Raw genomic sequence first — 24,666 nt, forward strand, 5'->3', positions numbered from 1 at the left:
TGCCTTTTTTCTTGCTGCAGGAAACCGTTACGCCGGCAGATAGCTCAGCGCGATGCCGATAAACACCACCAGCCCGACATAGTTGTTCTGCAGGAAGGCCTTGAAGCAGGCTTCGCGCTCGCGCCCGGCGATCTGCTTCTGCTGGTGAATGAACAGCGCGCCCGCCAGCAACAGCGACCAGTAAAACGCGCCGCCGAGCTGCGCCAGATAACCAACCCACGCCAGCAGCAACAACGTCGCGAACTGCAACAGCCCGACGATCAGCTTGTCATAACGCCCGAACAGGATGGCGGTGGACTTGATGCCGATTTTCAGATCATCGTCGCGATCGACCATCGCATACAGCGTGTCATAGGCTACCGTCCAGCAGATGTTCGCCAGCAGCAGCAGCCAGCAGCTGAGCGGCAACGATTCGCTGACCGCCGCATAGCCCATCGGAATGCCCCAGCCGAACGCGGCGCCCAGTACGAACTGCGGCAGGTTGGTCACCCGCTTCATAAACGGATACACCCAGGCCAGCGCCAGCGCCGCCAGTGACAGCCAGATGGTCATCGCATTCAGCGTCAACACCAGGCAGAACGAAATCAGCACCAGCACCACGAACAGCACTTTGGCCTCTTTCGCGCTCACCCGGCCGCTCGGCATCGGCCGCCCGGCGGTGCGCTTTACGTAGCCGTCCACCGCGCGATCGGCGTAGTCATTCACCACGCAGCCGGCGGCGCGCATCAGGAACACGCCGAGCACGAACACCACCAGAATCGACAGCGGCGGCACGCCTTTCCCGGCCAGCCACAGCGCCCACAGCGTCGGCCACAACAGCAACAGCGTGCCGATCGGTTTATCAATGCGCATCAAATGGCTGTAAGCCCGCCATTTACTTTGAGTCACGCTTCCCTCCAACGTCTTGTTCTCCTCTCTTATGCAGGAACCGCTGAATACAGCGGCGAAGCCGGTAAAAACAGTTCGGTCAGCAGCAGCGGCTTGCCCGCCAGCCGCAGCCGTGAACGACGCGCCCACAGCGCGTCCTGCCGGCCGATATGGATATAGTCGCGGGTCAGATCGCCGCTGCTGAACAGATAGCGCCCGAGCGGCAGCGTCCCCAGATCCACCAGCGCCTGATCGGGGCCGGTCAGCGTATGTTCCGGGATCACCGTGCGCCCCAGCAGCCAGGGCTGGTCGTCGCCCAGCAGCACCACTTCGCGCAGCCAGTAGCGCGGGCTGTCGGGCAGGTGGTTCGCCTCGTCGCCCAGCGCCTCACGCGTGACGAAGCATTCGCGCTGCGGTTCAACGCGCACCTGGGCGCAATGGCGTTCAAATCGGCGGGTCATGGAGCCTAACTCCATCAGCCAGTCGCTGACGGCGGCGGGCGCCGGAGGATCCTGTTCGGATAACCACTCCAGCGGCGGCAGGATGGAATCCCTGATGCCAGACATTGCTTTACTCCTCGCCTGAACCGCAGCCGGTACGGCGCGCCAGACGATACAAACTGTTAACAGGCCCCCATTGTAGCGCAGAAATGCGAAAGCGGCAGGCTGATTCGTGGCGAAAACGGCAGGTCTGTCGGCCGGAAAAACCGGGGTTCTGTCATCTTTTTGCCATCCGCATTCTCTATCTTCATTTCCCGGCGCGCTGACGATTCTGTGATCGCCCGCAAAGTTTCAGCTTCCTCGCGTTGTGTTATCTACGCGCGTAGATACCCTGATACAGCAGCGTTGAATCGCCATGCGTCCGACATGATTTGTCGGCACACCTTTGTTGCCGGCACCAGGGAAACCATCTTTAACCGCGCCCCTCCAGGCGCAGAACAAAAGAGGATAGCACTGCCATGAGCGAAACAACGCTTGCCCCTTCACAGACCGCCGACGCCGCGCTGGCGGCCGATGAACGCCTGGCAACCAAAGAGGGGCGCAGCCAATTTTGGCGCGCCACCTTCTCCTGTTGGCTCGGCACCGCCATGGAATACGTCGACTTCGCGCTGTACGGCCTGGCGGCCGGCATGGTGTTCGGCGACGTGTTCTTCCCCGAAGCCACGCCGCTGGTGGCGCTGCTGGCCAGTTTCGCCACCTACTCCGTCGGCTTCGTCGCGCGGCCGATCGGCGCGCTGGTGTTCGGCTGGATCGGCGACCGCAAAGGCCGCCGCGTGGTGCTGATCACCACCGTGGCGCTAATGGGCCTCTCCACCACATTGATCGGTCTGATCCCGTCCTATGCGCAAATCGGCGTCTGGGCGCCCGCCTGCCTGGTGATCCTGCGCTTCGCGCAGGGGTTCGGCGCCGGTGCGGAGCTGTCCGGCGGGGCGGTGATGCTGGCGGAATACGCGCCGGCCAAGCGGCGCGGGCTGGTCGCGTCGATCATCGCCATCGGCTCCAACAGCGGCACCCTGCTGGCGTCGCTGGTGTGGCTGCTGGTGCTGCAGCTCGACAAGGAAGATCTGATGAGCTGGGGCTGGCGCATTCCGTTCCTCGCCAGCATTCTGATCGCCGGCGCGGCGCTGTACCTGCGCCGCCACGTGCGGGAAACGCCGGTGTTCGAACGCGAGCTGCAGCAAAACCACCAGCGCATGCTGGACGCCGCCCAGGCCGCGCCGGACTCACGCAGCTACCTGCAACGCACCAAGGCGTTCTGGGTGATGCTCGGCCTGCGCATCGGCGAAAACGGCCCCTCCTACCTGTGCCAGGGCTTTATCGTCGGCTATGTCGCCAAGGTGCTGATGGTCGATAAATCAGTGCCGGCGCTGGCGGTGCTGATCGCCTCACTGTGCGGTTTTCTGGTGATCCCGCTGGCCGGCTGGCTCTCCGATCGCTTCGGCCGCCGCATCACCTACCGGTGGTTCTGCCTGCTGCTGGTGCTGTACGCTTTCCCTGCGTTCTGGCTGCTCGACAGCCGTGAGCCGGCGATCGTCATCTCGGTGATCGTGGTCGGCATGTGCATCGCATCGCTGGGGATCTTCGGCGTACAGGCGGCCTATGGCGTCGAACTGTTCGGCGTGAAGAACCGCTACTCCAAAATGGCGTTCGCCAAGGAGCTTGGGTCGATCCTCTCCGGCGGCACCGCGCCGCTGATCGCCACCGCGCTGCTGTCCGGTTTCGGTCACTGGTGGCCTGTCGCCTGCTATTTTGTTGTAATGGCGGCCATCGGCTTAATCACCACCTTCTTTGCTCCCGAAACCCGCGGCCGCGATCTCAACCTGCCGCAGGATGCCGCGTAGCGGGAAGGCGAACAGGACCTCAATTTGGATAATCACTCCGCGCGCCGCGTTACCCGCGCCGACGTGGCTCGCATAGCGGGCACCTCCGTCGCCGTGGTCAGCTACGTGATCAACAACGGCCCGCGCCCGGTGGCGGAAGCCACCCGGCTGCGCGTGCTGGCGGCGATCGAGCAGACCGGCTACCGGCCGAACGACATCGCGCGGGCATTGGCCTCCGGCAGCACGCAAACCTATGGGCTGGTGGTGCCGGATATTTCCAATCCGTTCTTCGCCACGCTGGCGCGGGCGCTGCAGCAAGAGGCCTTCAGCCGCGGCCGCGTGCTGCTGCTGGGCGACGCCGGCGACGACCGGCAGCGCGAGTATGAGCTGATCAACAACCTGCTGCGCCGCCAGGTCGACGGCCTGCTGTACACCAGCGTCGATCGCCATCCGTGGTTCGAGCTGATCCGCGCCTCCGGCACGCCCTGCGTGATGATAGATACCATCGACAGCCAGGCCGGGGTCTGCGCCATCCGCGTCGACGAGCGCGACGCCGCCTGCCAGGCGACCCGCCATCTGCTGCAGCATGGCTATCGCGACATCGGCATTTTTATCGGCCCGCTAACCATGCTCAACGCGCAGGATCGCCTGAACGGCTGGCGCGATGCGCTGCTGGAGGCGGGCATCGCGCCGCGCGACGAGTGGATTTTCGAGGTCCCCTACACCCGCCAGGGCGGCTACCAGGCCACCCAGCGCATGGTGCAAGGCCCGCGCCCACGCGCCGTTTTCACCTCCAACGAGCAGCAGGCGCTCGGCTGCCTGTCGGCGCTGGCGGAACATGGGCTGCGCGCGCCGGACGATCTGGCGCTGATCTGTTTTAACGGCACGCAGCAATCCGAATTCAGCGTGCCGCCGCTCAGCGCGGTCGAGCAGCCGATCGACGCCATGGCCAAGCGGGCCATCGCCATGCTGGCCGCCGGCGCCGCGCCCGCCGAGCTGCATGAATTCGCTTTTCAACTGCGCATCCGCCATTCATGCGGCTGTTAGCGGATTTTCAGGACACCTTACTATGCGTTTAATCATTGATTGCGATCCCGGTAACGGCGTTCCCGGCGCCAACGTCGACGACGGTCTGGCGCTGGCCCTGGCGCTGGCGGCCAAACCGCAGCTGCAGCTGGAGCTGATCAGCATCGTGGCCGGCAATACCCCGCGCGAAGTGGGCTTCGCCGTCGCCACCGATCTGCTGGCGCAAAGCGGCTACCAGGTGCCGGTCGCCCTCGGCGCGGCGCGCGCCCTGAGCGAGCCGCCGGAGCCATGGCGCGCTCATCTGGACCGCCCAATCGCCGATCCCAAGCTGGCGGCGCTGTGGCGCGACTTGCCCGCACCCTCGCTGGCCAACGCGCCCGCACCGGACGCCGCCATCGCCATCGGCGAACTGATCTGTCGGCATCCCGGCGAGATCACGTTGGCGGCGATCGGCCCGCTGACCAACGTTGCGCACGCCATGCAGCTTTACCCGCAGATGGCGCAGGCGGTGAAAGAGATCGTGATCATGGGCGGCGTGTTCAACGTCGAAGGATACATCAAGGACACCAATTTTGGTTTGGATCCGGAAGCGGCGCGGCTGGTGTTGAACAGCGGCGCCAATATCACGCTGGCCCCGCTGGACGTCACCACCCAGACCATGCTGACCCAGGCGGATCTGGCCGCACTGACCCAGCCGGATACGCCGCTGTGCCGCTATTTGCGCGCCACCACGCAGCCGTGGATCGACTATTCGCGCTATACGCGGTGCCTGCCGGGCTGCTGGATCCATGATGCGCTGGTGATCGCCTGGCTGTTGGAACCGCAGTTGGTCACGACCGAAATGTTCCATGTGGATGTGGCGCTGGAAGGGGCGTTGACGCGCGGCAGCTCACGCCGTTGGCGGCCGGGCGGCCTGCGCCTGACGGTCGGCCTGCCGCCGCCGCAGGGCAAGCCGGTGCGCATCATGCAGCAGGTGGACAACCCCCGTCTGCTGACGCTGATCGGCGCAACGCTGGCGCGCGGATGAAAAAAGGTGCGCCAAGGCGCACCAATCATCGAGCCAGCATCGGCAGCGCCGGGTGTTACCCCTTGCCTTTAACGCTGCTGATAAACGTTTTACGTGCAGTGGTCGAGCCCAACTTCTCGGCCTCATTCATCAGCTTCAGCGCCTTGTCGATATCGCCCGCCTTCACCGCCTGCTTGATGCCGTTATTGAAGTAGCTTTCGGTATCGTTGAGCATCGGCTCCGCCGGTTTCTCCGGGGTCGGTGCCGGCGCCGCCACGGCGGCCGGTGCGGTTGATCCCACCACCACCGGCGCCACGGTCGGCGCAGGCTGCAGCATGCCGATCATCACGTTGCCGGTGCCCTGTTCCGCGGTGACCTTAAGCTTCAGCGTGCCGGTCGTCGCGTGGCCGGCGATCGGATCCGGGATATCCGGCACCGCGTTACCCACGCCCTGCGCGTAGGCCTTGGCCGGGTTAGTCAGCTGCGTGGTTTTCGCCAAATCCTGACGGGTGGTGTACACCAGCAGGTAAATCTGTTTTTGACCGAGCGCCGGTGTCAGTTTCAACGTGCCTTCGAGGCGATCGGAGGACATCGCTCCCGGCGGCTGGTAAGGGAAATAGCTGCTCGGGTAATACGCCGCCGGGCGCAGATGCTCGTCCAGCACCAGCACGCTCGGCGCGTACAGCGAATTGTTCTTGGCGAGGCTGCTCAGCGTCACTTCCAGCGAACCGCGATCGGCCGGCAGGGTATAGGCGGCGATCGCCCCCTGGATCTCGCCCTGATTGAGCTGCGGGCTGACGGCGTCGAGCTTCACTTCTTGCGACACCGGCGGCTGCAGCGGCTGCCACGGCAGGCTTTGCAGCGTGGCGGCGCTGATGGCCGGCGCGACGGAAACGTTGGCCGGCGTATCGGCGTTGGCCGCCAAAGGCACGCCGACGGTCAGCGCCAGCGACAGGCAGAGTGACAGCAGATTCTTTTTCATCGTTATATCCTCTTTCAGCACCGCGGCGGATCAGGCAAGAGATCGGGCCGCGGCGAATGCGGTTGGGGGAGAGCCGGCGGCCCTCCCCGTCCTGTCGTTACCACCAAATTTCCATCTGGGCGCCGAAGGTGACTTCGTCATCCTTGCCGCGGCTGAAGGTATGCATGCTGGTGTCGTTGTAAGCGGTGCCGGCGTTATACCCGGTGTCATCGCCGGTGGCGTAGCCCCACTTCTCATCCCACTTGGCGTAGGTGGCGAACAGGCGGATGGCCGGACGCGACCAGATGCTGTTGCCCGCCTGCCATTGCTGCGCCAGGGTCACTTTATACTGGCCGTTGCGATCGCCGGTGCGTTGGGACTTGACGTTGTCATAGCCGGCTTCCAGCAAGGTGCTCATGATCGGCGTCCATTTGTACATCGGGCGCACGCCCACGGTGTACCAGGTGGTGCCGTTGTTGTTGTCGCGGTCGATGTCCTGGAACATGGCGACATACATCAGCGCCCATTGATCGTTGAAATCGATGGCGCCGTGATCCAGCACGCGGATCATCTTGCCGTTGTTATCGATGGTGGCGCCTTCGTTGCGGCCGTTGTTCTGCGAGGTCATCGAGTCGGTGGCGTACTGCAGCACGAACTTGTTGTAACCGTTCAGGATGCTCTGCGTGTGTTCCGCGGTGAACATCCAGCCATCTTTGCTGGCACCGTCGGCCAGGCGGTAGTTATCCTGCGCATTGGCGCGGCCGTAGTCCACGCCCAGCTCCAGGGTGCCGCCCGGGTTCAACTCCAGGCCGGCCAGACGCAGGTCGAAAGTGTCGTTGACGGTCGGACGCTGTTTCCATTCGTTATCCAGATAGCCGTAAGAGCCGCCGGATTCGGAGTTGCGGGTCACGGCGGCGGACAGCTTGCCGAAGCCCAGATCGATGTTTTCCAGACCGGCGCCCGGGCCGGAGATATCCCAGTAGTAGAAGTCGATCATGTGAACGTCATGACGCTGATAGAAACGCTTACCGGCCCACAGCGTGGAGCCCGGCAGCCACTCGATCAGGTTTTTACCCTGCACGTTCACTTCGCGGAAGCCCGGCGTCACGTCTTCCCAGTCGGAACGCTGCGAGACCGAATAGGCCAGGTTAGTGTCGAAATAGAAGCTCTTGTCGCCTTCTTTCCACACTTCCTGCCCCAGTTTCAGTTCGGCGTAGGTTTCGCATTCGTTGCCGAGACGGTATTTGCTCGCGGCGCCGGTGGCCTTGAAGCACTGTTGCTCACCGCCGCTGCCGGTCCAGCCGATGCCGGAACGGGCGTAACCGTGGAAATCCACGGCCAGCGCCTGAGTAGAGAGAACACCGGCGGCGACAGCCAGTGCCAGAGGAAGTTTGCGCAGAGTAGTCATCATTATTCTCCTGTTATACCGACTTTGATGCTTTAAACGCCCGGCTCCTGGTGCAGCCGTTTACATGCCGTACCGTCTTCACGGAACAGATGGCAGCGGTGAGGCGGCAGGCCGATGGCGAATGTGGCACCTTCTTCTACCAGCACCACGTCGTTCTGGCGGTACACCAGGTTTTGACGGATGGCCGGGATTTGGATGTGGATTTGCGTCTCGTTACCGAGCTGCTCCACCACCTGTACGTCGCCGATAAGCCGCACTTCAGAGGCTTCGCCGGGCAGCAGATGTTCGGGACGAATGCCCAGTGACAGGTTGGCGCCGGGCTGAACGCCCGCGCCTTCCACCGGCAGCCAGACCAGTTGGCAGTTGGGCAGTTCGACCTGCACCTGTCGCGGCTCCGCCGCGGTGACCTTGACCGGCAGGAAGTTCATCTTCGGCGAACCGATGAACCCGGCGACGAAGCGGTTGGCCGGGTAGTGGTACAGTTCCAGCGGCTTGCCGACCTGCGCCACGCGACCGGCGTCGAGCACCACGATCTTGTCGGCCAGCGTCATCGCTTCGACCTGATCGTGAGTGACGTAAATCATGGTGCGCTGCAGGCGCTTGTGCAGACGGGAGATCTCGATGCGCATCTGCACCCGCAGCGCGGCATCGAGGTTGGACAGCGGTTCGTCGAGCAGGAATACGTCCGGCTCGGCCACCAGCGTGCGGCCGATCGCCACACGCTGACGCTGCCCGCCGGACAGCGCCTTCGGCCGCCGATCGAGCAGGTGCGCCAGCTGCAGCACCTCGGAGACCTGGTTCACCCGTTGATTGATTTCCGCTTTCTTGGCGCCGGCCAGCTTCAGGCCGAACGACATGTTGTCCGCCACCGACAGGTGCGGATACAGCGCGTAGGACTGGAACACCATGCCGATGCCGCGCTCGGAAGGCGGCACCTCATTCATACGTTTCTCGCCGATCAGCAGGTCGCCGGAGGTGATGTCCTCCAGCCCGGCGATCATGCGCAGCAGCGTCGATTTGCCGCAGCCCGACGGCCCGACAAACACCACAAACTCGCCGTCTTCGATAGTCAGATTGACGTCTTTGGAAATCACGGCCTCACCGAAGGCCTTATAAACGCTGCGCAGTGTCACGCTAGCCATGCGTTACTCCCCTGCTTTCGCAGTTAACATGTCGTGTGAAAATGGCGGAGGCAAAGCCCGCCAAAACCCATTGATGACCCTCTTGCTGCGCGCCGTGCTGCCATGCCAACGGCAAGGTCGCCTCAGACGGCGCGGCCGCCTGAGTATAAGGCTGCAGGTTTATCAGCGCTTCAAGGCATTGATCCTGATGGGTAATAAGTAAGCGCACCACGCCGTCCCGCTGGCTGACCGCGTTCAGCTCGCCGCGCTGGATGAGCGGCGAACGGCGCAGGGCCAACAGCGCCTGGCAGTAACGTAAGGTGGAGTGGCTGTCGTGCTGTTGGCGGCTGATGGCCAATGCGCGGTGTTCGATCGCCACCTGCTGATACCAGCTGATCTCCCCGGCGGTGACCTGTTCGGGGGCTTCATGCCACGGCATTGGCGTTTGCGCGCCGCGCGGATCCTGCAGGCCGGCGGCATGCGGCAGCCCCAGCTCTTCGCCCTGATACAGGCAGATCGGCGCCGGCAACATCGCCAACAGCGTCAAAAAGGCGGCGGCGGAACGCAGGTCGCCCTGCCCCCAGCGGCTGACCACCCGAGGCTGATCGGCGTCGCCGGTGCTCCACAGGCTGTCCGCCAACGTGGCGCGGCGAGCGTGCAGCACCGCCACCAGCTTTTCCGCGCTGAACGGCATCACGTCGAGCGCCAGCGCGCCGTGGGCGAACCGCTGCGGTGCGACGGCATTGCGAACGCGATGTGCTTCGTCGGCGTACCACAGCGTCAGCCCTTCGCCCGTCACCGTCGCCTCGGCCTCCGGCGCCAACGTCTGCGGCAGCAACAGGCCGTCGATCGACAGCGCTTTCAGGTATGGCAGCGCCGCCAGCATGCCGAGCGCGTCGCCCACGCCGTCCCCGTTTCCGTCACGGAAACTGGCCGGATGGATCCGGTACAGGGTGGGCTGAGTGGCGATAGGCATTGACGACATAAATCCGGTATCCCTGCAGCGCGTGGCGTTAAAAATCGATGGGCCGATAGTGCGGGAGTCGCCGGAAAGGGTAATCATCCGTAACAGGATTTTTCATGGGGGAGGAGGCGGGAGGATGAGAGAACGACCGCGGCGATGAGAAGTTCCGCGCTTGAGGCAAATCTGTGATCCGGCTGGCAAAAATCGCCCCCCTATTTTGTGCCTGACGCCACAGAATAGAGCACAACGTTAACTGGATCACACTCCTCATCTCAGGGGCGTAGAGGGGGGGAGGATGAGAATATGTCGCGTTGTGACCCACTATTACCGCGAAACGTCTCTCCTTGATTTATGTGCCCACAAAAAGAAGGACTGGATTATGACTCGCAGCATTACCCTCGCCCGCACGCTGGCGCTCTCGGCACTGGCCACCCTGGTGCTCTCTTCTTCCGCCTTCGCCAAGATTGAGGAAGGCAAACTGGTTATCTGGATCAACGGCGACAAGGGCTATAACGGCCTGGCGGAAGTCGGCAAGAAATTCGAAAAAGACACCGGCATCAAGGTCACCGTCGAGCACCCGGACAAGCTGGAAGAAAAATACCCTCAGGTGGCCGCCACCGGCGACGGTCCTGACATCATTTTCTGGGCCCACGACCGCTTCGGCGGCTATGCGCAGTCCGGCCTGCTGGCCGAAATCCACCCATCCAAAGCCTTCCAGGACAAGCTGTTCCCGTTCACCTGGGACGCCGTGCGTTATGACGGCAAGCTGATCGGCTATCCGATCGCCGTCGAAGCGCTGTCGCTGATTTACAACAAGGACCTGGTCAAACAGCCGCCGAAGACCTGGGAAGAGATCCCGGCGCTGGACAAACAGCTGCGCGCCGGCGGCAAGAGCGCCATCATGTGGAACCTGCAGGAACCCTACTTCACCTGGCCTATCATCGCCGCCGACGGCGGTTATGCCTTCAAGTATGAAAACGGCAAATACAACATCAAGGATGTCGGCGTCGCCAACGCCGGTTCGCAGGCCGGCCTGCAGTTCATCGTCGATCTGGTGAAAAACAAACACATCAACGCCGATACCGACTACTCGATCGCCGAAGCCGCGTTCAACAAAGGCCAGACCGCGATGACCATCAACGGGCCGTGGGCCTGGAACAACATCGAGCAGAGCAAAATCAACTACGGCGTGACGCTGCTGCCGACCTTCAAAGGCAAGCCGTCCAAACCGTTCGTCGGCGTGCTGACCGCCGGCATCAACGCCGCCAGCCCGAATAAAGAGCTGGCGACCGAGTTCCTCGAGAACTACCTGCTGACCAACGAAGGGCTGGCGGACGTCAACAAAGACAAACCGCTGGGCGCGGTGGCGCTGAAGTCCTATCAGGAAGCGCTGGCCAAAGATCCGAAGATCGCCGCCACCATGCAGAACTCGCAAAACGGGGAAATCATGCCGAACATCCCGCAGATGAGCGCCTTCTGGTACGCCGAACGCAGCGCGGTGATCAACGCCGTCAGCGGCCGTCAGACGGTGAAAGCCGCGCTGGACGACGTACAGACCCGTATCACCAAGTAACGACGTCGTGCGGGGCGCCGTGGCGCTCCGCCGTTGCTTCACAGAAAGGAACGCCCTATGCAATTCGCTCACGCCGGGACGCCCGCGCGTAAAAAATCGAAGTGGTGGCAAAGCGACGCGCTGAAATGGCTGGTGGTCGGCCTGTTCAGCCTGGTGACCTGCTACCTGATTGTGTTGATGTATGCACAGGGTGAATACCTGTTCGCCATCCTGACGCTGATCCTGGTCAGCGCCGGGCTTTACGTCTTCGCCAACCGCCGCGCCTACGCCTGGCGCTATGTGTATCCCGGCATCGCCGGCATGGGGCTGTTCGTCCTGTTCCCGCTGATCTGCACCATCGCCATCGCCTTTACCAACTACAGCAGCACCAACCAGCTGACCTTTGAGCGCGCGCAATCGGTGCTGATGCAACGCCAGTTCCAGAGTGGCAAAACCTTCACCTTCGGCCTCTACCCGGCGGAAAATCAGCAGTGGCGCCTGCAGCTGACGCCACCGGACAGTGAACAGCCGCTGCTCTCCGAGCCTTTCCGCCTCGACGCCGCGGCGCCGCAAACCCTGACATTGACCACACAGAGCGCCGCGCCGCAGGGCGAGCGCGCCACGCTGCGGGTGATCACCCAGAACCGGCAGGCGCTGAGCCAGCTGGTGGCGCAACTGCCCGACGGCGGTGAATTGCGCATGAGTTCACTGCGCCAGTTCTCCGGCACCCGTCCGCTGTATGCGCTGGACAAAGACGGCAGTACGCTGACCAATAACCAGACCCAGGTGCGCTACCGGCCGAACGGCGACATCGGCTTCTATCAGGCGATCAACGCCGACGGCGGCTGGGCGCAGGAAACCCTGAGCCCGGGCTATACCGTCACCACCGGCTGGAAAAACTTCCTGCGGGTGCTGCAGGACGAGGGCATCAAGAAACCGTTCGTATCGATCTTCATCTGGACCATCGTGTTCTCGGTGATGACGGTGATCCTCACCGTGGCGGTCGGCATGGTGCTGGCCTGCGTGGTGCAGTGGGAGGCGCTGAAAGGCAAGGCGATCTACCGCGTGCTGCTGATCCTGCCCTATGCGGTGCCGTCGTTCATCTCGATCCTGATCTTCAAAGGGTTGTTCAACCAGAGCTTCGGCGAAATCAACATGATGCTCAGCCATCTGTTCGGCATCAAACCCGCCTGGTTCAGCGATCCGCTCACCGCCAAGAGCATGATCCTGATCGTCAACACCTGGCTCGGCTACCCGTACATGATGATCCTGTGCATGGGGCTGCTGAAAGCGATCCCGGACGATCTGTACGAGGCCTCGGCGATGGACGGCGCCAACCCGTGGCAAAACTTCTTCCGCATCACCTTACCGCTGCTGATCAAGCCGCTGACGCCGCTGATGATCGCCAGCTTCGCCTTCAACTTTAACAACTTCGTGCTGATCCAGCTGCTGACCAACGGCGGCCCGGACATGATCGGCACCACTACGCCGGCCGGCTATACCGATCTGCTGGTCAGCTACACCTACCGCATCGCCTTCGAAGGCGGCGGCGGGCAAGACTTCGGCCTGGCGGCCGCCATCGCCACGCTGATCTTCCTGCTGGTGGGCGCGCTGGCGATCCTGAATTTGAAAGCCAGCAAGATGAACTTTGATTAGGGAGAATAACGATGGCCATGGTTCAACCCAAATCCCAGCGCCTGCGCCTGCGGGTCACCCATATCTTGATGCTGTGCTTTATCGCCCTGATCATGTTTCCGCTGCTGATGGTGGTCGCCATCTCGCTGCGCTCCGGCAACTTCGCCACCGGCAGCCTGATACCGGAAACCCTCTCTTGGGATCACTGGCGGCTGGCGCTTGGCTTCAGCGTCACCCACGCCGACGGCAGCGTGACGCCGCCGCCGTTCCCGGTGCTGCTGTGGCTGTGGAACTCCATCAAGATCGCGGCGATCACCGCCATCGGCATCGTGACGCTGTCCACCACCTGCGCCTACGCCTTCGCACGCATGCGTTTTCGCGGCAAGAGCACGTTGCTGAAAAGCATGCTGATCTTCCAGATGTTCCCGGCGGTGCTGTCGCTGGTGGCGCTGTACGCCCTGTTCGATCGCCTGGGCCAGTACATTCCGTTTATCGGCCTGAACACCCACGGCGGCGTGATTTTCGCCTACATGGGCGGCATCGCGCTGCACGTCTGGACCATCAAGGGCTATTTCGAAACTATCGACAATTCGCTGGAAGAAGCGGCGGCGCTGGATGGCGCCACGCCGTGGCAGGCATTCCGTCTGGTGCTGTTGCCGCTGTCGGTGCCGATTCTGGCGGTGGTATTCATTCTGTCATTTATCGCCGCCATCACCGAAGTGCCGGTGGCGTCGCTGCTGCTGCGCGATGTGAACAGCTACACGCTGGCGGTGGGGATGCAGCAATATCTCAACCCGCAGAACTACCTGTGGGGCGACTTCGCCGCCGCCGCGGTGCTGTCGGCGATACCGATTACCGCCGTGTTCCTGCTGGCGCAGCGCTGGCTGGTGGGCGGCCTGACGGCCGGCGGCGTGAAGGGGTAATTTGTGCCACTGCAGTGCGTTTGATGTTTTTCCTTATCTTTTACCCTATGGATTTCAAGTTACAGCGAGGCGACCAGCTCGCTAAGCCCAGGCGCTTACTTCAGTAAGTAACTGGGGTTAGCGAGTGCAGTCAACAACGCTGTCGCTTGAAAGACGACGGGTAATTATATCCGGTGTCTTTGGCGGCCTTTGGCCGCCATTTTTATCGCTACTCCCGTTTCAGCCGATCGGTATTGGCCAGATAGAGCGTCACCACCAGCACCAATATCGCCGCGGCGTAGATCAGGGTATCGATGGGGTTTTTGTGGTCCACGATAATCAAACGAATAATCGCGGTAATGCCAATGTAAATAAAATAGCGCAGCGGGAAATGATAACCCGACTCAAAATACTTGACGATCAAGGCGATAAATTCAAAGTACAGGAAATAAATCACGATGCCTTCAATCAACAGGTAAGAAGACGACTCTTCGCTGTTGATAAATAACACCTTCGCCAGATGGATGGTTTCCTTGACCAGAAACACCACCAGAATTGCCGCCAGCAGCAACAAGCCCACGTTCAGCACTCGCTGCAGCCCCTTCGCTATCATGATCGAACGCGACGTTTTTGCCATAAAACCTCTCTCTGAATACCGCTTATATGATTCAACCCTGCCAATATAGGCATTGTCCTAAAAATTCCGTCCCAGGTGAAAGCACTTTAAACCCCATTTAATTCATCACGTTATAATAAGATGTTTCTGCCTTATAGATTTGTAGCAAATCGAAATGTCAACTATCATGGGTCACAGAGATCTTTACATAAAACCAATAACCTCGAATTAACAAGGGAATTCTTTATGCGCGCTAAACTTAACGGACTGGTCGCTGCGGGCCTGTTTAACTGTGCATTGTCCGGCCACGCCGCCGGCCTGGTAGCCCCTGACAACGATCTGCGTAACGATCTCGCCTGGTTGTCTGACCGCGGCGTCATCAACGTCAGCCTGTCCACCTGGCCGCTGAGTCAAGAAGAGATCAGTTCCGTTATCGCGCAGGCCAAGCCGGTGACCAACACCGAGAAAAACGTCATCGACCGCGTGCAGCGCCGTGTCGATGCTCTGAAAGCCAACATCCGCGTCAGCGGTTACGCGTCGACCGATAAACCCGGCACCCCGCAGGGCTTCGGCCAAAACGAGTACGCCGACGATCGCCTGACCATCGGCGCCGGCGCCAACGGCGAGTTCTGGGACGTGCGTCTGCAGGGCTCGGTGGAAGGCGATCAGCGCGTCAGCGACGGTTCCAAATTCAACATGAACGGCTCCTACGGCGCAGTGAAAATCTGGAACCAATGGCTCTCCTTCGGCGAGGTTTCCCAGTGGTGGGGCCCGGGTTACGACGGCAGCCTGATCCGCTCCGACGCCGCGCGCCCGGTGGCCGGCTTTATGCTGCAGCGCGCCGACCAATCGCCGTTTGAAACCCCGTGGCTGTCGTGGATCGGCCGCTGGCAATACCAGCTGTCCGCCGGCCAGCTGTCGCAATACGCAGCCGTACCGGACACCAAGCTGATCGGTGGCCGCCTGACCATGATGCCGACCGACTTTCTGGAGCTGGGCGCTTCACGCGTCATGATGTGGGGTGGTGATGGCCGTCCGCACTCCTGGAGTTCCTTCTGGGATGGCGTAACCGGCAACGATAACACCGGCGATCCGAAAAACGATCCGGGCAACCAGTTGGGCGGTTTTGACTTCAAACTCAAGCTGCAGCCGCTCATCGGCATGCCGGTCAGCTTTTATGGCCAGATCACCGGTGAAGATGAAGCAGGCATGTTGCCTTCGCATAACGCTTACATGCTGGGGCTTGAAGGCCATCCGGAATGGGGCCCGACCACGATCAACTGGCATATCGAAGGTTCTGATACCCGCTCTAACGGCAACGCCAACAACGTGATGTACAACCACTACATCTATCGGGGCGGTTACTACCAGCAAGGTTATCCGCTGGGCCACGCGATGGGCGGCGACGGCCAGATGCTGTCCGGGCGCGTGGAAATGGTGCTGGACGATGGCCAACGTTGGAGCACCCGTCTGGTGTACGCCAAGGTGAACCCGAACAACCAAACCATCAACCGGGCGTTCCCGCGTTCCGATACGCTGAAAGGCATTCAGCTCGGCTGGGGTTACAGCTTCGATTCTCAGGTTAAGTTCGATACCAGCCTGTGGTACACCGACAGCGATCACAGCACCGCCGATGACGTGGGTGCAGGCATCAGCTTCGAAGTGCCGATCAACCTGTAATTTTTTGCAGACGTAAAAAAACCCGCCGCGGCGGGTTTTTTATTGGCTTCAGCTCAGGCGCTTAGCGCCATTCCTTGAAGCGGTTGATCAGCGCATTGGTCGAGCTGTCGTGGCTGCTGATTTTCTCGCTGCCCGCCAGCTCCGGCAGGATGCGGTTAGCCAGCTGTTTGCCCAGCTCCACGCCCCACTGATCGAAGGTGAAGATGTTCAGGATCGCGCCCTGGGTGAAGATCTTGTGCTCATACAGCGCGATCAGGCTGCCCAGGCTGAACGGGGTGATTTCGCGCAGCAGGATCGAGTTGGTCGGCCGGTTGCCTTCAAACACCTTGAACGGCGCCACGTGCTTGACCTGCTCAGGAGTTTTGCCCTGCGCCGCGAACTCGGCTTCCACCACTTCCAGCGACTTGCCGAACGCCAGCGCTTCGGTCTGAGCGAAGAAGTTGGACAGCAGTTTGGCGTGATGATCGCCCAGCGGGTTATGGCTGATGGCCGGTGCGATGAAATCGCACGGCACCAGCTTGGTGCCCTGGTGGATCAACTGATAGAACGCATGCTGGCCGTTGGTGCCCGGCTCGCCCCAAATGATGGGACCGGTCTGGTAATCCACCGGGTTGCCGTTGCGATCGACGTACTTGCCGTTGGATTCCATGTTGCCCTGCTGGAAGTAAGCGGCAAAACGGTGCATGTACTGATCGTACGGCAGAATGGCTTCGGTTTCGGCGCCAAAGAAGTTGTTGTACCAAATACCGATCAGCGCCAGCAACACCGGCAGGTTTTTCTCCGCCGGCGTTTCGGCGAAGTGCTTGTCCATGGCGTGCGCGCCGCTCAGCAGCTGCTCGAAGTTGTCATAACCGATGGACAGCGCAATCGACAAACCGATCGCCGACCACAGGGAGTAGCGGCCGCCGACCCAGTCCCAGAATTCGAACATGTTGTCGGTATCGATGCCGAACTCAGCCACCGCTTTGCCGTTGGTGGACAGCGCGGCGAAGTGCTTGGCCACGTGCTGTTGATCGGCGGCGCTGCTCAGGAACCAGTCGCGCGCGCTGTGGGCGTTGGTCATGGTTTCCTGAGTGGTGAAGGTTTTGGAGGCCACCAGGAACAGCGTGGTTTCCGGATTCAGCGGCTGCAGCGTTTCGGCGATGTGGGTGCCGTCGACGTTGGAGACGAAGTGCATGTTTAGGTGGTTTTTATAAGGGCGCAGCGCTTCGGTCACCATGTATGGGCCGAGATCCGAACCGCCGATGCCGATGTTCACCACATCGGTGATCGGCTTGCCGGTGTAGCCTTTCCACTCGCCGCCGATGACGCGCGCGCAGAACTGTTTGATCTTGGCCAATACCGCGTTCACTTCCGGCATCACGTCTTTGCCGTCGACCAGGATCGGGCTGTTGCTGCGGTTGCGCAGGGCAATATGCAGCACCGCGCGATCTTCGGTGCGGTTGATTTTCTCACCGGCGAACATCGATTTGATGGCGCCTTGCAGATCGGTTTCTTTCGCCAGCGCCTGCAGCTTCTCCAGGGTTTCCTGCGTGATGCGGTTCTTGGAATAGTCCACCAACATTTGGTCGTTGAAGGTCGCGGAGAACCTGGAGAAACGATCGCTGTCCTGGGCGAACAGGTCGGCGATCCGTACGTCTTTCATCTGTGCATAATGTTGCTGCAGGGCTTGCCAAGCAGCGGTTTGACTAGGATTGATATTTTTCATAGCAACACTCTTAGGCTTGAGAATAAAAATGACGCGTTTGTCCGATTGTAGCCTGTTCGACTGTGATTATGATCTCTTTTCTTGCGATAGGCGCTAACTGTCAACGCATTGCCGCCTCGTTTCAGCTTTCACTCTATACTTTTGGCTAACGGCCTGTTATCGGGGTTGCCGAATTGTCATCAGGCTGTGTCATCGTCGCTTATTTCGTCATTTGAAAGGGATCTCGCTTATGGAATTATCCGCCCCGCTCATGTTGGTGCTTATCGGTCTGGCGTCGCTGCTGGCGCAGTGGCTGGCCTGGTTGCTGCGCCTGCCGGCCATTTTGCCGCTGCTGCTGTTCGGCATCGTGCTCGGCCCGACGGTGCATCTGGTGCAGCCGGATCTGCTGTTCGGCGATCTGCTGTTTCCGCTGGTGTCGCTGTCGGTGGCGATCATCCTGTTCGAGGGGGCGCTGACGCTGCGCTTCGAGGAGATACGCGGCCTCGGCGGCGTGGTGCGCAACCTGGTCACCGTCGGCATGCTGGTTACCTTTCTGGTCATCAGCCTCGCCAGCTGGTGGCTGCTGGATTTCCCGCCGGAGCTGGCGGCGCTGATCGGCGCGGTGACGGTAGTGACCGGGCCGACGGTGATCGCCCCGCTGATGCGCGTGGTGCGGCCGAACGCCAACATTAACCAGGTGTTGCGTTGGGAAGGGATCGTCATCGATCCGGTCGGCGCCATCTTCACCCTGCTGGTGTTCGAGTTTATCGTGCTGAAGCAGAATGCGGAGTCCTATACCCACCTGTTTTGGACGCTGGGCGTGACCGCCGCCGTCGGCCTGATCGCCGGCGCGCTGTTCGGCTACCTGCTCGGCCTGGCGCTGCGCCGCGTCTGGCTGCCGCGCTATCTGCAGAACCTGGCGGTGCTGGCGATCATGCTGACCGCCTTCGGCGTTTCCAACGCCATCGCCGACGAATCCGGCCTGCTGACCGTCACGGTGATGGGCATCTGGCTGGCCAACATGCGCGACGTGGACACCAGCGATATTCTGGCGTTCAAAGAGGAGCTGTCGGCGATCCTGATCTCGGCGCTGTTCATCATTCTGGCGGCGCGGCTCGACATCCAGGCGCTGTGGCACATGGGCTGGCCGCTGCTCCTGCTGCTGCTGGCGGTGCAGTTCATCGCCCGGCCGCTGTGCATCGCGGTGTCGACCTGGCGCTCTTCCCTGCACTGGCGCGATCGGCTGCTGCTGTGCTGGATCGCCCCGCGCGGCATCGTCGCCGCGGCGGTCAGCTCGCTGTTCGCGTTGACGCTGCAGCGCAGCGGCTATCAGGGCGCCGACCGGCTGGTGACCGTGGTGTTCGCCATCATCATCGGCACCGTGGTGTTGCAAAGCCTGACCAGCGGCATGATGGCGCGCTGGCTGCGGGTGCAGCAGCAGAAACCGCGCGGCGTGCTGATCGTCGGCGCCAACAGCGTGGCGCGCATGCTGGCGCAGGCGCTGATCAAGCTGAACGTGCCGGTGATCGTCACCGACAGCAGTTGGGAATACTACCGTCAGGCGCGCATGGACGGCATTCCGGCCTACTATGGCCACGCCTACTCCGAACACGCCGAGAACTACCTCGATCTGAGCAATATCGCCCAGGTACTGGCGCTGTCGCCCAATCGCCACCAAAACGCGCTGGCGGTCTACCACTTCGGCCATCTCTTCGGCGAAGATCACGTGTTCGCCATCCGTTCGGGGGCGCCGCTGAAAGGGCGCGGCGCCAGCGCGGAAAGTTCGCGTTTCCGCCGGCATGAAATTTTATTTAATCAGGAAGCCACCTACGGCCGCCTGAGCAGCCTGCTCGCCAGAGGGGCCACCATCAAAGCGACCAAATTGAACGAAAATTTCGGTTGGCTGGAGTATTTGGAGAAACATCAGGGCGTTATTCCGCTATTCAGCCAAAAGGAAGACGGTTCTCTGCAACCGATTGGCGCCGGTTCCACGCCCGCGATGCCCTGTACGCTTATCGCGCTGGTGCAAGATGAAAATCCCTCACCGTCTGTACGTTGACAGAATGGCGATAACCGGCTATTCCTAACAGCCTACTTGCGCACCCGGTGCGCAAGCCAGAAGAGGCGCGTCGCCCAGGTAGAGTGTCAGAGGAGCCGTTTCTCCGTTGACGGCACCCGAGGGGGAGCGACGCCGAGGTACGATAATGGCCGGCCATTATCGTATCGACTACAGGGGCTGAATCCCCTGGGTTGTCACCAGGGGATCGCCACAGGGCGATCGACAAGGTGGGGCGCTTCTGGGTGTATCGTAGCCTGACCTCTACGCCTGCCCCCTGTTTACCGCTCTCTCCTTGTGCCAAGGCTATGGAATTACAGTGCCCCAAACGGGCATCCCTGACACGAGGTTTCTAGATGAACCAAGCAGCACCCCAGAATTCCACCGTGGTAGCCAAGTTCGGCGGCACCAGCGTCGCCGACTTTGAAGCCATGAACCGCAGCGCCGACGTCGTGCTGGCCAATCCGCAGGTCCGCCTGGTGGTGTTGTCCGCCTCGGCGGGCGTCACCAACCTGTTGGTCGCCCTGGCCGAAGGTTGCGAGGCCGACAAACGCAACTACCAGCTTGATGAAATTCGTCGCATCCAGTACGCCATCCTCGATCGCCTCGCGGCGCCTGCGGTGATCCGCGACGAGATAGACCGCCTGCTGGAAAACATCGCCATGCTGTCGGAGGCCGCGTCGCTGGCCACCTCGACGGCGTTGACCGACGAACTGGTCAGCCATGGGGAGCTGATGTCCACCCTGCTGTTCGTTGAAATCCTGCGCGCCCGCAACGTGCAGGCCGAATGGTTCGACGTGCGCAAAGTAATGCGCACCGACGATCACTTCGGCCGCGCCGTGCCGGACAGCGCCGCGCTCAGCGAACTGGCCCGGTCGCAGTTGCAGCCGCGCCTGCAGGAAGCGCTGGTGGTCACCCAGGGCTTTATCGGCAGCGAGCCGAAAGGCCGCACTACCACGCTCGGCCGCGGCGGCAGCGACTATACCGCCGCGCTGCTCGGCGAGGCGCTCGGCGTCGGCCGGGTGGATATCTGGACCGACGTGCCGGGCATCTACACCACCGATCCGCGCGTGGTGCCGGCGGCCAAGCGCATCGACAAAATCGGTTTCGAAGAGGCGGCGGAAATGGCCACCTTCGGCGCTAAAGTGCTGCATCCGGCCACCCTGTTGCCGGCGGTGCGCAGCGATATTCCGGTGTTCGTCGGCTCCAGCAAGGATCCGGCGGCCGGCGGCACGCTGGTGTGCAACACCACCGAGAACCCGCCGCTGTTCCGCGCGCTGGCGCTGCGCCGCAAGCAAACGCTGCTGACGCTGCACAGCCTGAACATGCTGCACGCGCGCGGTTTCCTGGCCGAGGTGTTCAACATCCTGGCGCGCCATAATGTCTCCGTCGATCTGATCACCACTTCGGAAGTCAGCATCGCGCTGACCATGGACACCACCGGCGCCACCTCCGTCGGCGGCAGCTTGCTGACCACCTCACTGCTGACTGAACTGTCGTCGCTGTGCCGGGTGGAAGTGGAAGAAAACCTGGCGCTGGTGGCGATCATCGGCAACCAGCTGTCACGCGCCTGCGGCGTGGGCAAAGAGGTGTTTGGCGTGCTCGATCCGTTCAATATCCGCCTGATCTGCTACGGCGCCAGCAGCTATAACCTGTGCTTCCTGGTGCCGGGCGAAGAAGCCGAGCAGGTGGTGCGTACCCTGCATCACAACCTGTTCGAATAAGTCATTATCCTGATTGCGGGCGCAGCATGCTGCGCCCCTGCGTCTAAAAAATCCGTTCAAAACCTGCAGGGGTTCAGCATGTTGAGCCCGCAATAAAAACACAACCACACCCGCCGTTCTCAATCTGGCTAAGGAAAACCTGCATGCTGGCACTGCTCACGCGCTTATTCCCCCTCTGGGCGATACTGCTGTCCGTCGCCGCTTATTACACGCCGACCACCTTTACCGGTATCGGCCCCTACGTCAGCCCGCTGCTGATGCTGATCATGTTCGCCATGGGCGTCACGCTGCGGCTCGACGACTTCAAACGCGTGCTGGCGCGCCCCGGCCCGGTGGCGGCAGGCATCTTCCTGCATTATCTGATCATGCCGCTGGCGGCCTGGCTCCTGGCGATGCTGTTCCGCATGCCGCCGGATCTGTCCGCCGGCATGGTGCTGGTGGGCAGCGTGGCCAGCGGCACCGCGTCCAACGTGATGATCTATCTGGCCAAGGGTGACGTAGCGCTGTCGGTGACCATCTCGGCGGTCTCAACGCTGGTGGGGGTGTTCGCCACGCCGCTGCTGACCCGTCTGTACGTCGACGCCAAGATCAGCGTCGATATCATGGGCATGTTGTTGAGCATTCTGCAGATCGTGGTGATCCCGATCGGCCTGGGCCTGATCGTCCACCATACCCTGACCAAGGCAGTGAAACGCATCGAGCCACTGCTGCCGGCGCTGTCGATGGCGTGCATTCTGGCGATCATCAGCGCGGTGGTGGCGGGCAGCCAAAGCCATATCGCCTCGGTCGGTCTGGTGGTGATCGTCGCGGTGATCCTGCACAACGGCATCGGTCTGCTGAGCGGCTATTGGGGCGGCAAGTTGTTCGGCTTCGACGAGTCCACCTGCCGCACGCTGGCGATCGAAGTGGGCATGCAGAACTCCGGGTTGGCGGCCACGCTGGGCAAAATCTACTTCTCGCCGCTGGCCGCGCTGCCGGGCGCGCTGTTCTCGGTCTGGCACAACCTCTCCGGTTCGCTGCTGGCGGGTTATTGGTCCGGCCGCCCTATCAAGAAAAAATAAACCGCCTGCAGGGACGCAAACAATTGCGTCCCTTTTCTTCCCTGCGAAATTTCGTATTTCCCACTGGTCGGATTGTCATAATTTCCCCCATACCCTATCATCCGTGAAAAATAAAAATTCAGATTCTTCCTATCCATGCCGATAATGTTGGCAAGAGGAAGAGATGCTCCACTTTTTTTAATTAATTAAGTCACCAGGGTTGCCCGCCATAAAAGAAGCAGCCTAATTATTATTTAGATATATACCCACCGTCTTATTTGCTGCGGCAAATCAAGATATCTCGCAATGTGCATGTCGCTCATTATTTCGGGCCGGCCGTCGGCCGCCCGTGGTTAACCTCATGGATTGGGCTGGCTGCCCCGGCGGCCTCTCATAATGGATTACAATGATAAAAAAAATCACCGCCTTGACGCTGTTGGTCAGCACGGCCCTTTCCGCTGACCCCCTGCCGGACTCCCACATGATGCAGGATATGTCGATGGGGGAGTCGCGCCGCGCGCTGCAAGACAGCACGCGTGAAGTCAACCAGTTGATTGAGCAACGCCGCTACCAGCAGCTGAAGCAACAGCGCCTGCTGGCGGAACCGGAACCGGCCGCGCCCGCCCTGCCGCAGTCCGCGCAGTGCCTGCCGATCGCCGGCGTTTATCTGCAGGGTGTCACCCTGCTCTCGCCGGCCGATTTATCGGCCCTGAGCGCGCTGCCGGAACAGTGCATCAGCAGCAACGATATCAATCGCCTGACCCGTGAATTAACGCGCCTTTATGTGCAAAAAGGCTATATCACCGCGCGCGTGCAAATTGTTCGCCCTAATTCACAAGGAGAATTGGGGTTAAGCGTGACCGAAGGATTTATCGAGAAAATAGAAGGCGGCGATCGCTGGGTCAACAGCCGTTTATTATTTCCGGGGCTGGAAGGCAAGCCGTTGAAATTAACCGAGCTTGATCAGGGATTGGATCAGGCCAACCGTTTGCAATCGAATACCACCAAGCTGGATATATTGCCCGGCCGCCAGATTGGCGGTTCGGTTATTCGTTTGCGCAATCAGCATGCCAAGCCCTGGCTGATTACCGCCGGCACGGATAATTACGGCCAAAAAAGCACCGGCCGGTGGCTGGCGCGCGCCACCGCCACGTTGGACAGCCCGTTCGGCCTGTCGGACTTTGTCAGCCTGAACGCCAACAGCACGCTGGAAAATCCGGCTCACCGCTATAATCGCGCCTATACCCTGCTCTATTCGCTGCCGTACGGCGCGTTCACCTTCAGCGGGTTCGCCAGCTTCTCGTCCTATGAAAACCACCAGCAGTTGCCGCACAACGTGGTCAAACTGCACGGCCAGACCCAACAGTACGGGCTGCGCAGCGACTACGTGTTTTATCGCGATCACGATCAGATAGACAGCCTGAGCGGCCAGCTGACCTACAAGCGCATCGATAACTACTTCGAAAGCGTGCGCCTTGAGGTCAGCAGCCCAACGCTGACCCTGGCCGAACTGAGCGCCAGCCACCTGCAAATTCTGCCCAATGGCGTGTTCAGCGCCAACCTCAGCGTCGAGCAGGGGATGCCGTGGCTGGGGGCCGGCCGCCACCCGAGTTCGGTGCACCTCGACAGCCAGTTCACCAAGGGCAAGCTGTTCGCCAACCTCAGCCAGCGCCTCAGGCTGGGCGACGCCACCTATCAGCTCAACAACCTGTTCTACGGCCAGTACAGCCGCGATCCGCTGCCCGGCGTGGAGTGGCTGAGCCTCACCGATCGCAGCGCCGTACGCGGCTTCAGCCGCAGCACCCAGTCCGGGGACAACGGCTGGTATCTGCAGAATACGCTGTCGCGCAGTTTCAATCTGGGCGCCACCACGCTGACGCCGCGCCTCGGCGCCGACGTCGGCCGCATTCTGCCGCGTCAGGACAACTCTGGCTGGCGCAGCAGCGCCGGTATAAGCACCGGCGCCACATTGCGTTATCAACGAGCGCTGGTCGATCTGGAGGTCAGCCGCGGCTGGATTTTGTCCAACCACGCTACGCCGGAAGATCCCGTTCAGGTGTTGGCCCGCTTTTCTTACACCTTTTAATCAACAGTTTTGCAG

Annotated in this window: 19 protein-coding genes and 1 riboswitch; of the genes, 11 read left to right on the top strand and 8 right to left on the bottom strand. The window is 61.4% G+C overall.

Going from position 1 to position 24,666, the window contains the following annotated elements; genetic code table 11:
• Nucleotides 1-27: 27 nt before the first annotated feature.
• Nucleotides 28-900 (bottom strand): 4-hydroxybenzoate octaprenyltransferase, encoded by an 873-nt coding sequence (gene ubiA / locus IT763_RS21045; RefSeq protein ID WP_028127548.1) that lies wholly within the window; start codon nt 898-900, stop codon nt 28-30.
• A gap of 17 nt (nt 901-917) precedes the next feature.
• The gene (gene ubiC, locus IT763_RS21050; RefSeq protein WP_033651214.1) at nt 918-1,433 is read right to left on the bottom strand and encodes a chorismate lyase; all 516 of its coding nucleotides are present in this window, start codon (nt 1,431-1,433) and stop codon (nt 918-920) included.
• A gap of 392 nt (nt 1,434-1,825) precedes the next feature.
• On the opposite strand from ubiC, the gene IT763_RS21055 reads away from it, so the two are divergent.
• The 3 genes from IT763_RS21055 to IT763_RS21065 are packed head-to-tail and all read left to right on the top strand — an operon-like array spanning nt 1,826 to nt 5,240.
• On the top strand, nt 1,826-3,208 hold the full coding sequence (locus tag IT763_RS21055; protein WP_016930279.1) for an MFS transporter: 1,383 nt from the start codon (nt 1,826-1,828) through the stop codon (nt 3,206-3,208).
• 24 nt (nt 3,209-3,232) lie between these two features.
• Nucleotides 3,233-4,234: a LacI family DNA-binding transcriptional regulator gene (locus tag IT763_RS21060; protein ID WP_033639262.1), complete on the top strand. Its 1,002-nt coding sequence runs from the start codon at nt 3,233-3,235 to the stop codon at nt 4,232-4,234.
• 22 nt (nt 4,235-4,256) lie between these two features.
• Complete coding sequence (locus tag IT763_RS21065; protein ID WP_206194979.1) at nt 4,257-5,240, top strand: nucleoside hydrolase; 984 nt, start codon at nt 4,257-4,259, stop codon at nt 5,238-5,240.
• Between the two features lie 55 nt (nt 5,241-5,295).
• On the opposite strand, the gene malM is transcribed toward IT763_RS21065, so the two are convergent.
• The 4 genes from malM to IT763_RS23490 form a co-directional block, all read right to left on the bottom strand.
• The gene (gene malM, locus IT763_RS21070) at nt 5,296-6,201 is read right to left on the bottom strand and encodes a maltose operon protein MalM (RefSeq protein WP_079450119.1); all 906 of its coding nucleotides are present in this window, start codon (nt 6,199-6,201) and stop codon (nt 5,296-5,298) included.
• 97 nt (nt 6,202-6,298) lie between these two features.
• Entirely contained in the window at nt 6,299-7,588 is a 1,290-nt protein-coding gene (locus IT763_RS21075; protein ID WP_028127550.1) for a maltoporin, read from the bottom strand.
• 32 nt (nt 7,589-7,620) lie between these two features.
• The gene (malK, locus tag IT763_RS21080) at nt 7,621-8,730 is read right to left on the bottom strand and encodes a maltose/maltodextrin ABC transporter ATP-binding protein MalK (protein ID WP_206194980.1); all 1,110 of its coding nucleotides are present in this window, start codon (nt 8,728-8,730) and stop codon (nt 7,621-7,623) included.
• Nucleotides 8,723-9,694, bottom strand: coding sequence for an alpha-amylase family glycosyl hydrolase (locus tag IT763_RS23490; protein WP_176062600.1), 972 nt, complete (start codon nt 9,692-9,694; stop codon nt 8,723-8,725). The genes malK and IT763_RS23490 overlap by 8 nt, the downstream gene beginning before the upstream one ends.
• A gap of 358 nt (nt 9,695-10,052) precedes the next feature.
• On the opposite strand from IT763_RS23490, the gene malE reads away from it, so the two are divergent.
• From malE to malG, 3 genes are read left to right on the top strand one after another with little or no spacing between them, the layout of a single operon-like run.
• Complete coding sequence (gene malE / locus IT763_RS21090) at nt 10,053-11,246, top strand: maltose/maltodextrin ABC transporter substrate-binding protein MalE (protein WP_016930286.1); 1,194 nt, start codon at nt 10,053-10,055, stop codon at nt 11,244-11,246.
• 57 nt (nt 11,247-11,303) lie between these two features.
• A complete protein-coding gene (malF, locus tag IT763_RS21095) occupies nt 11,304-12,881 on the top strand; it encodes a maltose ABC transporter permease MalF (RefSeq protein WP_016930287.1) in 1,578 nt (525 codons plus the stop codon).
• Nucleotides 12,882-12,892: 11 nt separating this feature from the next.
• Entirely contained in the window at nt 12,893-13,783 is an 891-nt protein-coding gene (gene malG / locus IT763_RS21100) for a maltose ABC transporter permease MalG (RefSeq protein ID WP_206194981.1), read from the top strand.
• 208 nt (nt 13,784-13,991) lie between these two features.
• On the opposite strand, the gene psiE is transcribed toward malG, so the two are convergent.
• Nucleotides 13,992-14,399 (bottom strand): phosphate-starvation-inducible protein PsiE, encoded by a 408-nt coding sequence (gene psiE, locus IT763_RS21105; RefSeq protein ID WP_015379238.1) that lies wholly within the window; start codon nt 14,397-14,399, stop codon nt 13,992-13,994.
• Between the two features lie 225 nt (nt 14,400-14,624).
• On the opposite strand from psiE, the gene IT763_RS21110 reads away from it, so the two are divergent.
• Nucleotides 14,625-16,058: a capsule assembly Wzi family protein gene (locus IT763_RS21110; protein WP_206194982.1), complete on the top strand. Its 1,434-nt coding sequence runs from the start codon at nt 14,625-14,627 to the stop codon at nt 16,056-16,058.
• Between the two features lie 61 nt (nt 16,059-16,119).
• On the opposite strand, the gene pgi is transcribed toward IT763_RS21110, so the two are convergent.
• Nucleotides 16,120-17,766 (bottom strand): glucose-6-phosphate isomerase, encoded by a 1,647-nt coding sequence (gene pgi / locus IT763_RS21115; protein WP_033639258.1) that lies wholly within the window; start codon nt 17,764-17,766, stop codon nt 16,120-16,122.
• 229 nt (nt 17,767-17,995) lie between these two features.
• Here pgi and IT763_RS21120 point away from each other — a divergent pair, with 229 nt between their 5' ends.
• From IT763_RS21120 to IT763_RS21135, 4 genes are all read left to right on the top strand, one after another.
• Nucleotides 17,996-19,804 (top strand): sodium:proton antiporter, encoded by a 1,809-nt coding sequence (locus tag IT763_RS21120; protein ID WP_028128300.1) that lies wholly within the window; start codon nt 17,996-17,998, stop codon nt 19,802-19,804.
• 52 nt (nt 19,805-19,856) lie between these two features.
• Nucleotides 19,857-20,050, top strand: a riboswitch (Lysine riboswitch).
• A 107-nt stretch (nt 20,051-20,157) separates the two neighbouring features.
• The gene (gene lysC / locus IT763_RS21125) at nt 20,158-21,525 is read left to right on the top strand and encodes a lysine-sensitive aspartokinase 3 (RefSeq protein WP_028128299.1); all 1,368 of its coding nucleotides are present in this window, start codon (nt 20,158-20,160) and stop codon (nt 21,523-21,525) included.
• 143 nt (nt 21,526-21,668) lie between these two features.
• Nucleotides 21,669-22,586 carry a ketopantoate/pantoate/pantothenate transporter PanS gene (gene panS / locus IT763_RS21130; RefSeq protein WP_033639257.1) on the top strand — a complete coding sequence of 306 codons (918 nt, stop codon included), beginning with the start codon at nt 21,669-21,671 and terminating at the stop codon, nt 22,584-22,586.
• Nucleotides 22,587-22,971: 385 nt separating this feature from the next.
• Nucleotides 22,972-24,651: a ShlB/FhaC/HecB family hemolysin secretion/activation protein gene (locus tag IT763_RS21135; RefSeq protein ID WP_206194983.1), complete on the top strand. Its 1,680-nt coding sequence runs from the start codon at nt 22,972-22,974 to the stop codon at nt 24,649-24,651.
• The last annotated feature ends 15 nt before the right edge of the window (nt 24,652-24,666 follow it).

This window comes from Serratia sp. CMO1, from assembly GCF_015689115.1.
In the GTDB taxonomy this organism is placed as follows: Bacteria; Pseudomonadota; Gammaproteobacteria; order Enterobacterales; family Enterobacteriaceae; genus Serratia; species Serratia marcescens.

Bases quoted from the DNA above. Each gene is read 5' to 3' on its own strand.
- ubiC (WP_033651214.1), bottom strand. From the start codon at position 1,433: ATGTCTGGCATCAGGGATTCCATCCTGCCGCCGCTGGAGTGGTTATCC.
- IT763_RS21055 (WP_016930279.1), top strand. From the start codon at position 1,826: ATGAGCGAAACAACGCTTGCCCCTTCACAGACCGCCGACGCCGCGCTG.
- IT763_RS21065 (WP_206194979.1), top strand. From the start codon at position 4,257: ATGCGTTTAATCATTGATTGCGATCCCGGTAACGGCGTTCCCGGCGCC.
- malM (WP_079450119.1), bottom strand. From the start codon at position 6,201: ATGAAAAAGAATCTGCTGTCACTCTGCCTGTCGCTGGCGCTGACCGTC.
- IT763_RS21075 (WP_028127550.1), bottom strand. From the start codon at position 7,588: ATGACTACTCTGCGCAAACTTCCTCTGGCACTGGCTGTCGCCGCCGGT.
- malK (WP_206194980.1), bottom strand. From the start codon at position 8,730: ATGGCTAGCGTGACACTGCGCAGCGTTTATAAGGCCTTCGGTGAGGCC.
- IT763_RS23490 (WP_176062600.1), bottom strand. From the start codon at position 9,694: ATGTCGTCAATGCCTATCGCCACTCAGCCCACCCTGTACCGGATCCAT.
- malE (WP_016930286.1), top strand. From the start codon at position 10,053: ATGACTCGCAGCATTACCCTCGCCCGCACGCTGGCGCTCTCGGCACTG.
- malF (WP_016930287.1), top strand. From the start codon at position 11,304: ATGCAATTCGCTCACGCCGGGACGCCCGCGCGTAAAAAATCGAAGTGG.
- malG (WP_206194981.1), top strand. From the start codon at position 12,893: ATGGCCATGGTTCAACCCAAATCCCAGCGCCTGCGCCTGCGGGTCACC.
- psiE (WP_015379238.1), bottom strand. From the start codon at position 14,399: ATGGCAAAAACGTCGCGTTCGATCATGATAGCGAAGGGGCTGCAGCGA.
- IT763_RS21110 (WP_206194982.1), top strand. From the start codon at position 14,625: ATGCGCGCTAAACTTAACGGACTGGTCGCTGCGGGCCTGTTTAACTGT.
- pgi (WP_033639258.1), bottom strand. From the start codon at position 17,766: ATGAAAAATATCAATCCTAGTCAAACCGCTGCTTGGCAAGCCCTGCAG.
- IT763_RS21120 (WP_028128300.1), top strand. From the start codon at position 17,996: ATGGAATTATCCGCCCCGCTCATGTTGGTGCTTATCGGTCTGGCGTCG.
- lysC (WP_028128299.1), top strand. From the start codon at position 20,158: ATGAACCAAGCAGCACCCCAGAATTCCACCGTGGTAGCCAAGTTCGGC.
- panS (WP_033639257.1), top strand. From the start codon at position 21,669: ATGCTGGCACTGCTCACGCGCTTATTCCCCCTCTGGGCGATACTGCTG.
- IT763_RS21135 (WP_206194983.1), top strand. From the start codon at position 22,972: ATGATAAAAAAAATCACCGCCTTGACGCTGTTGGTCAGCACGGCCCTT.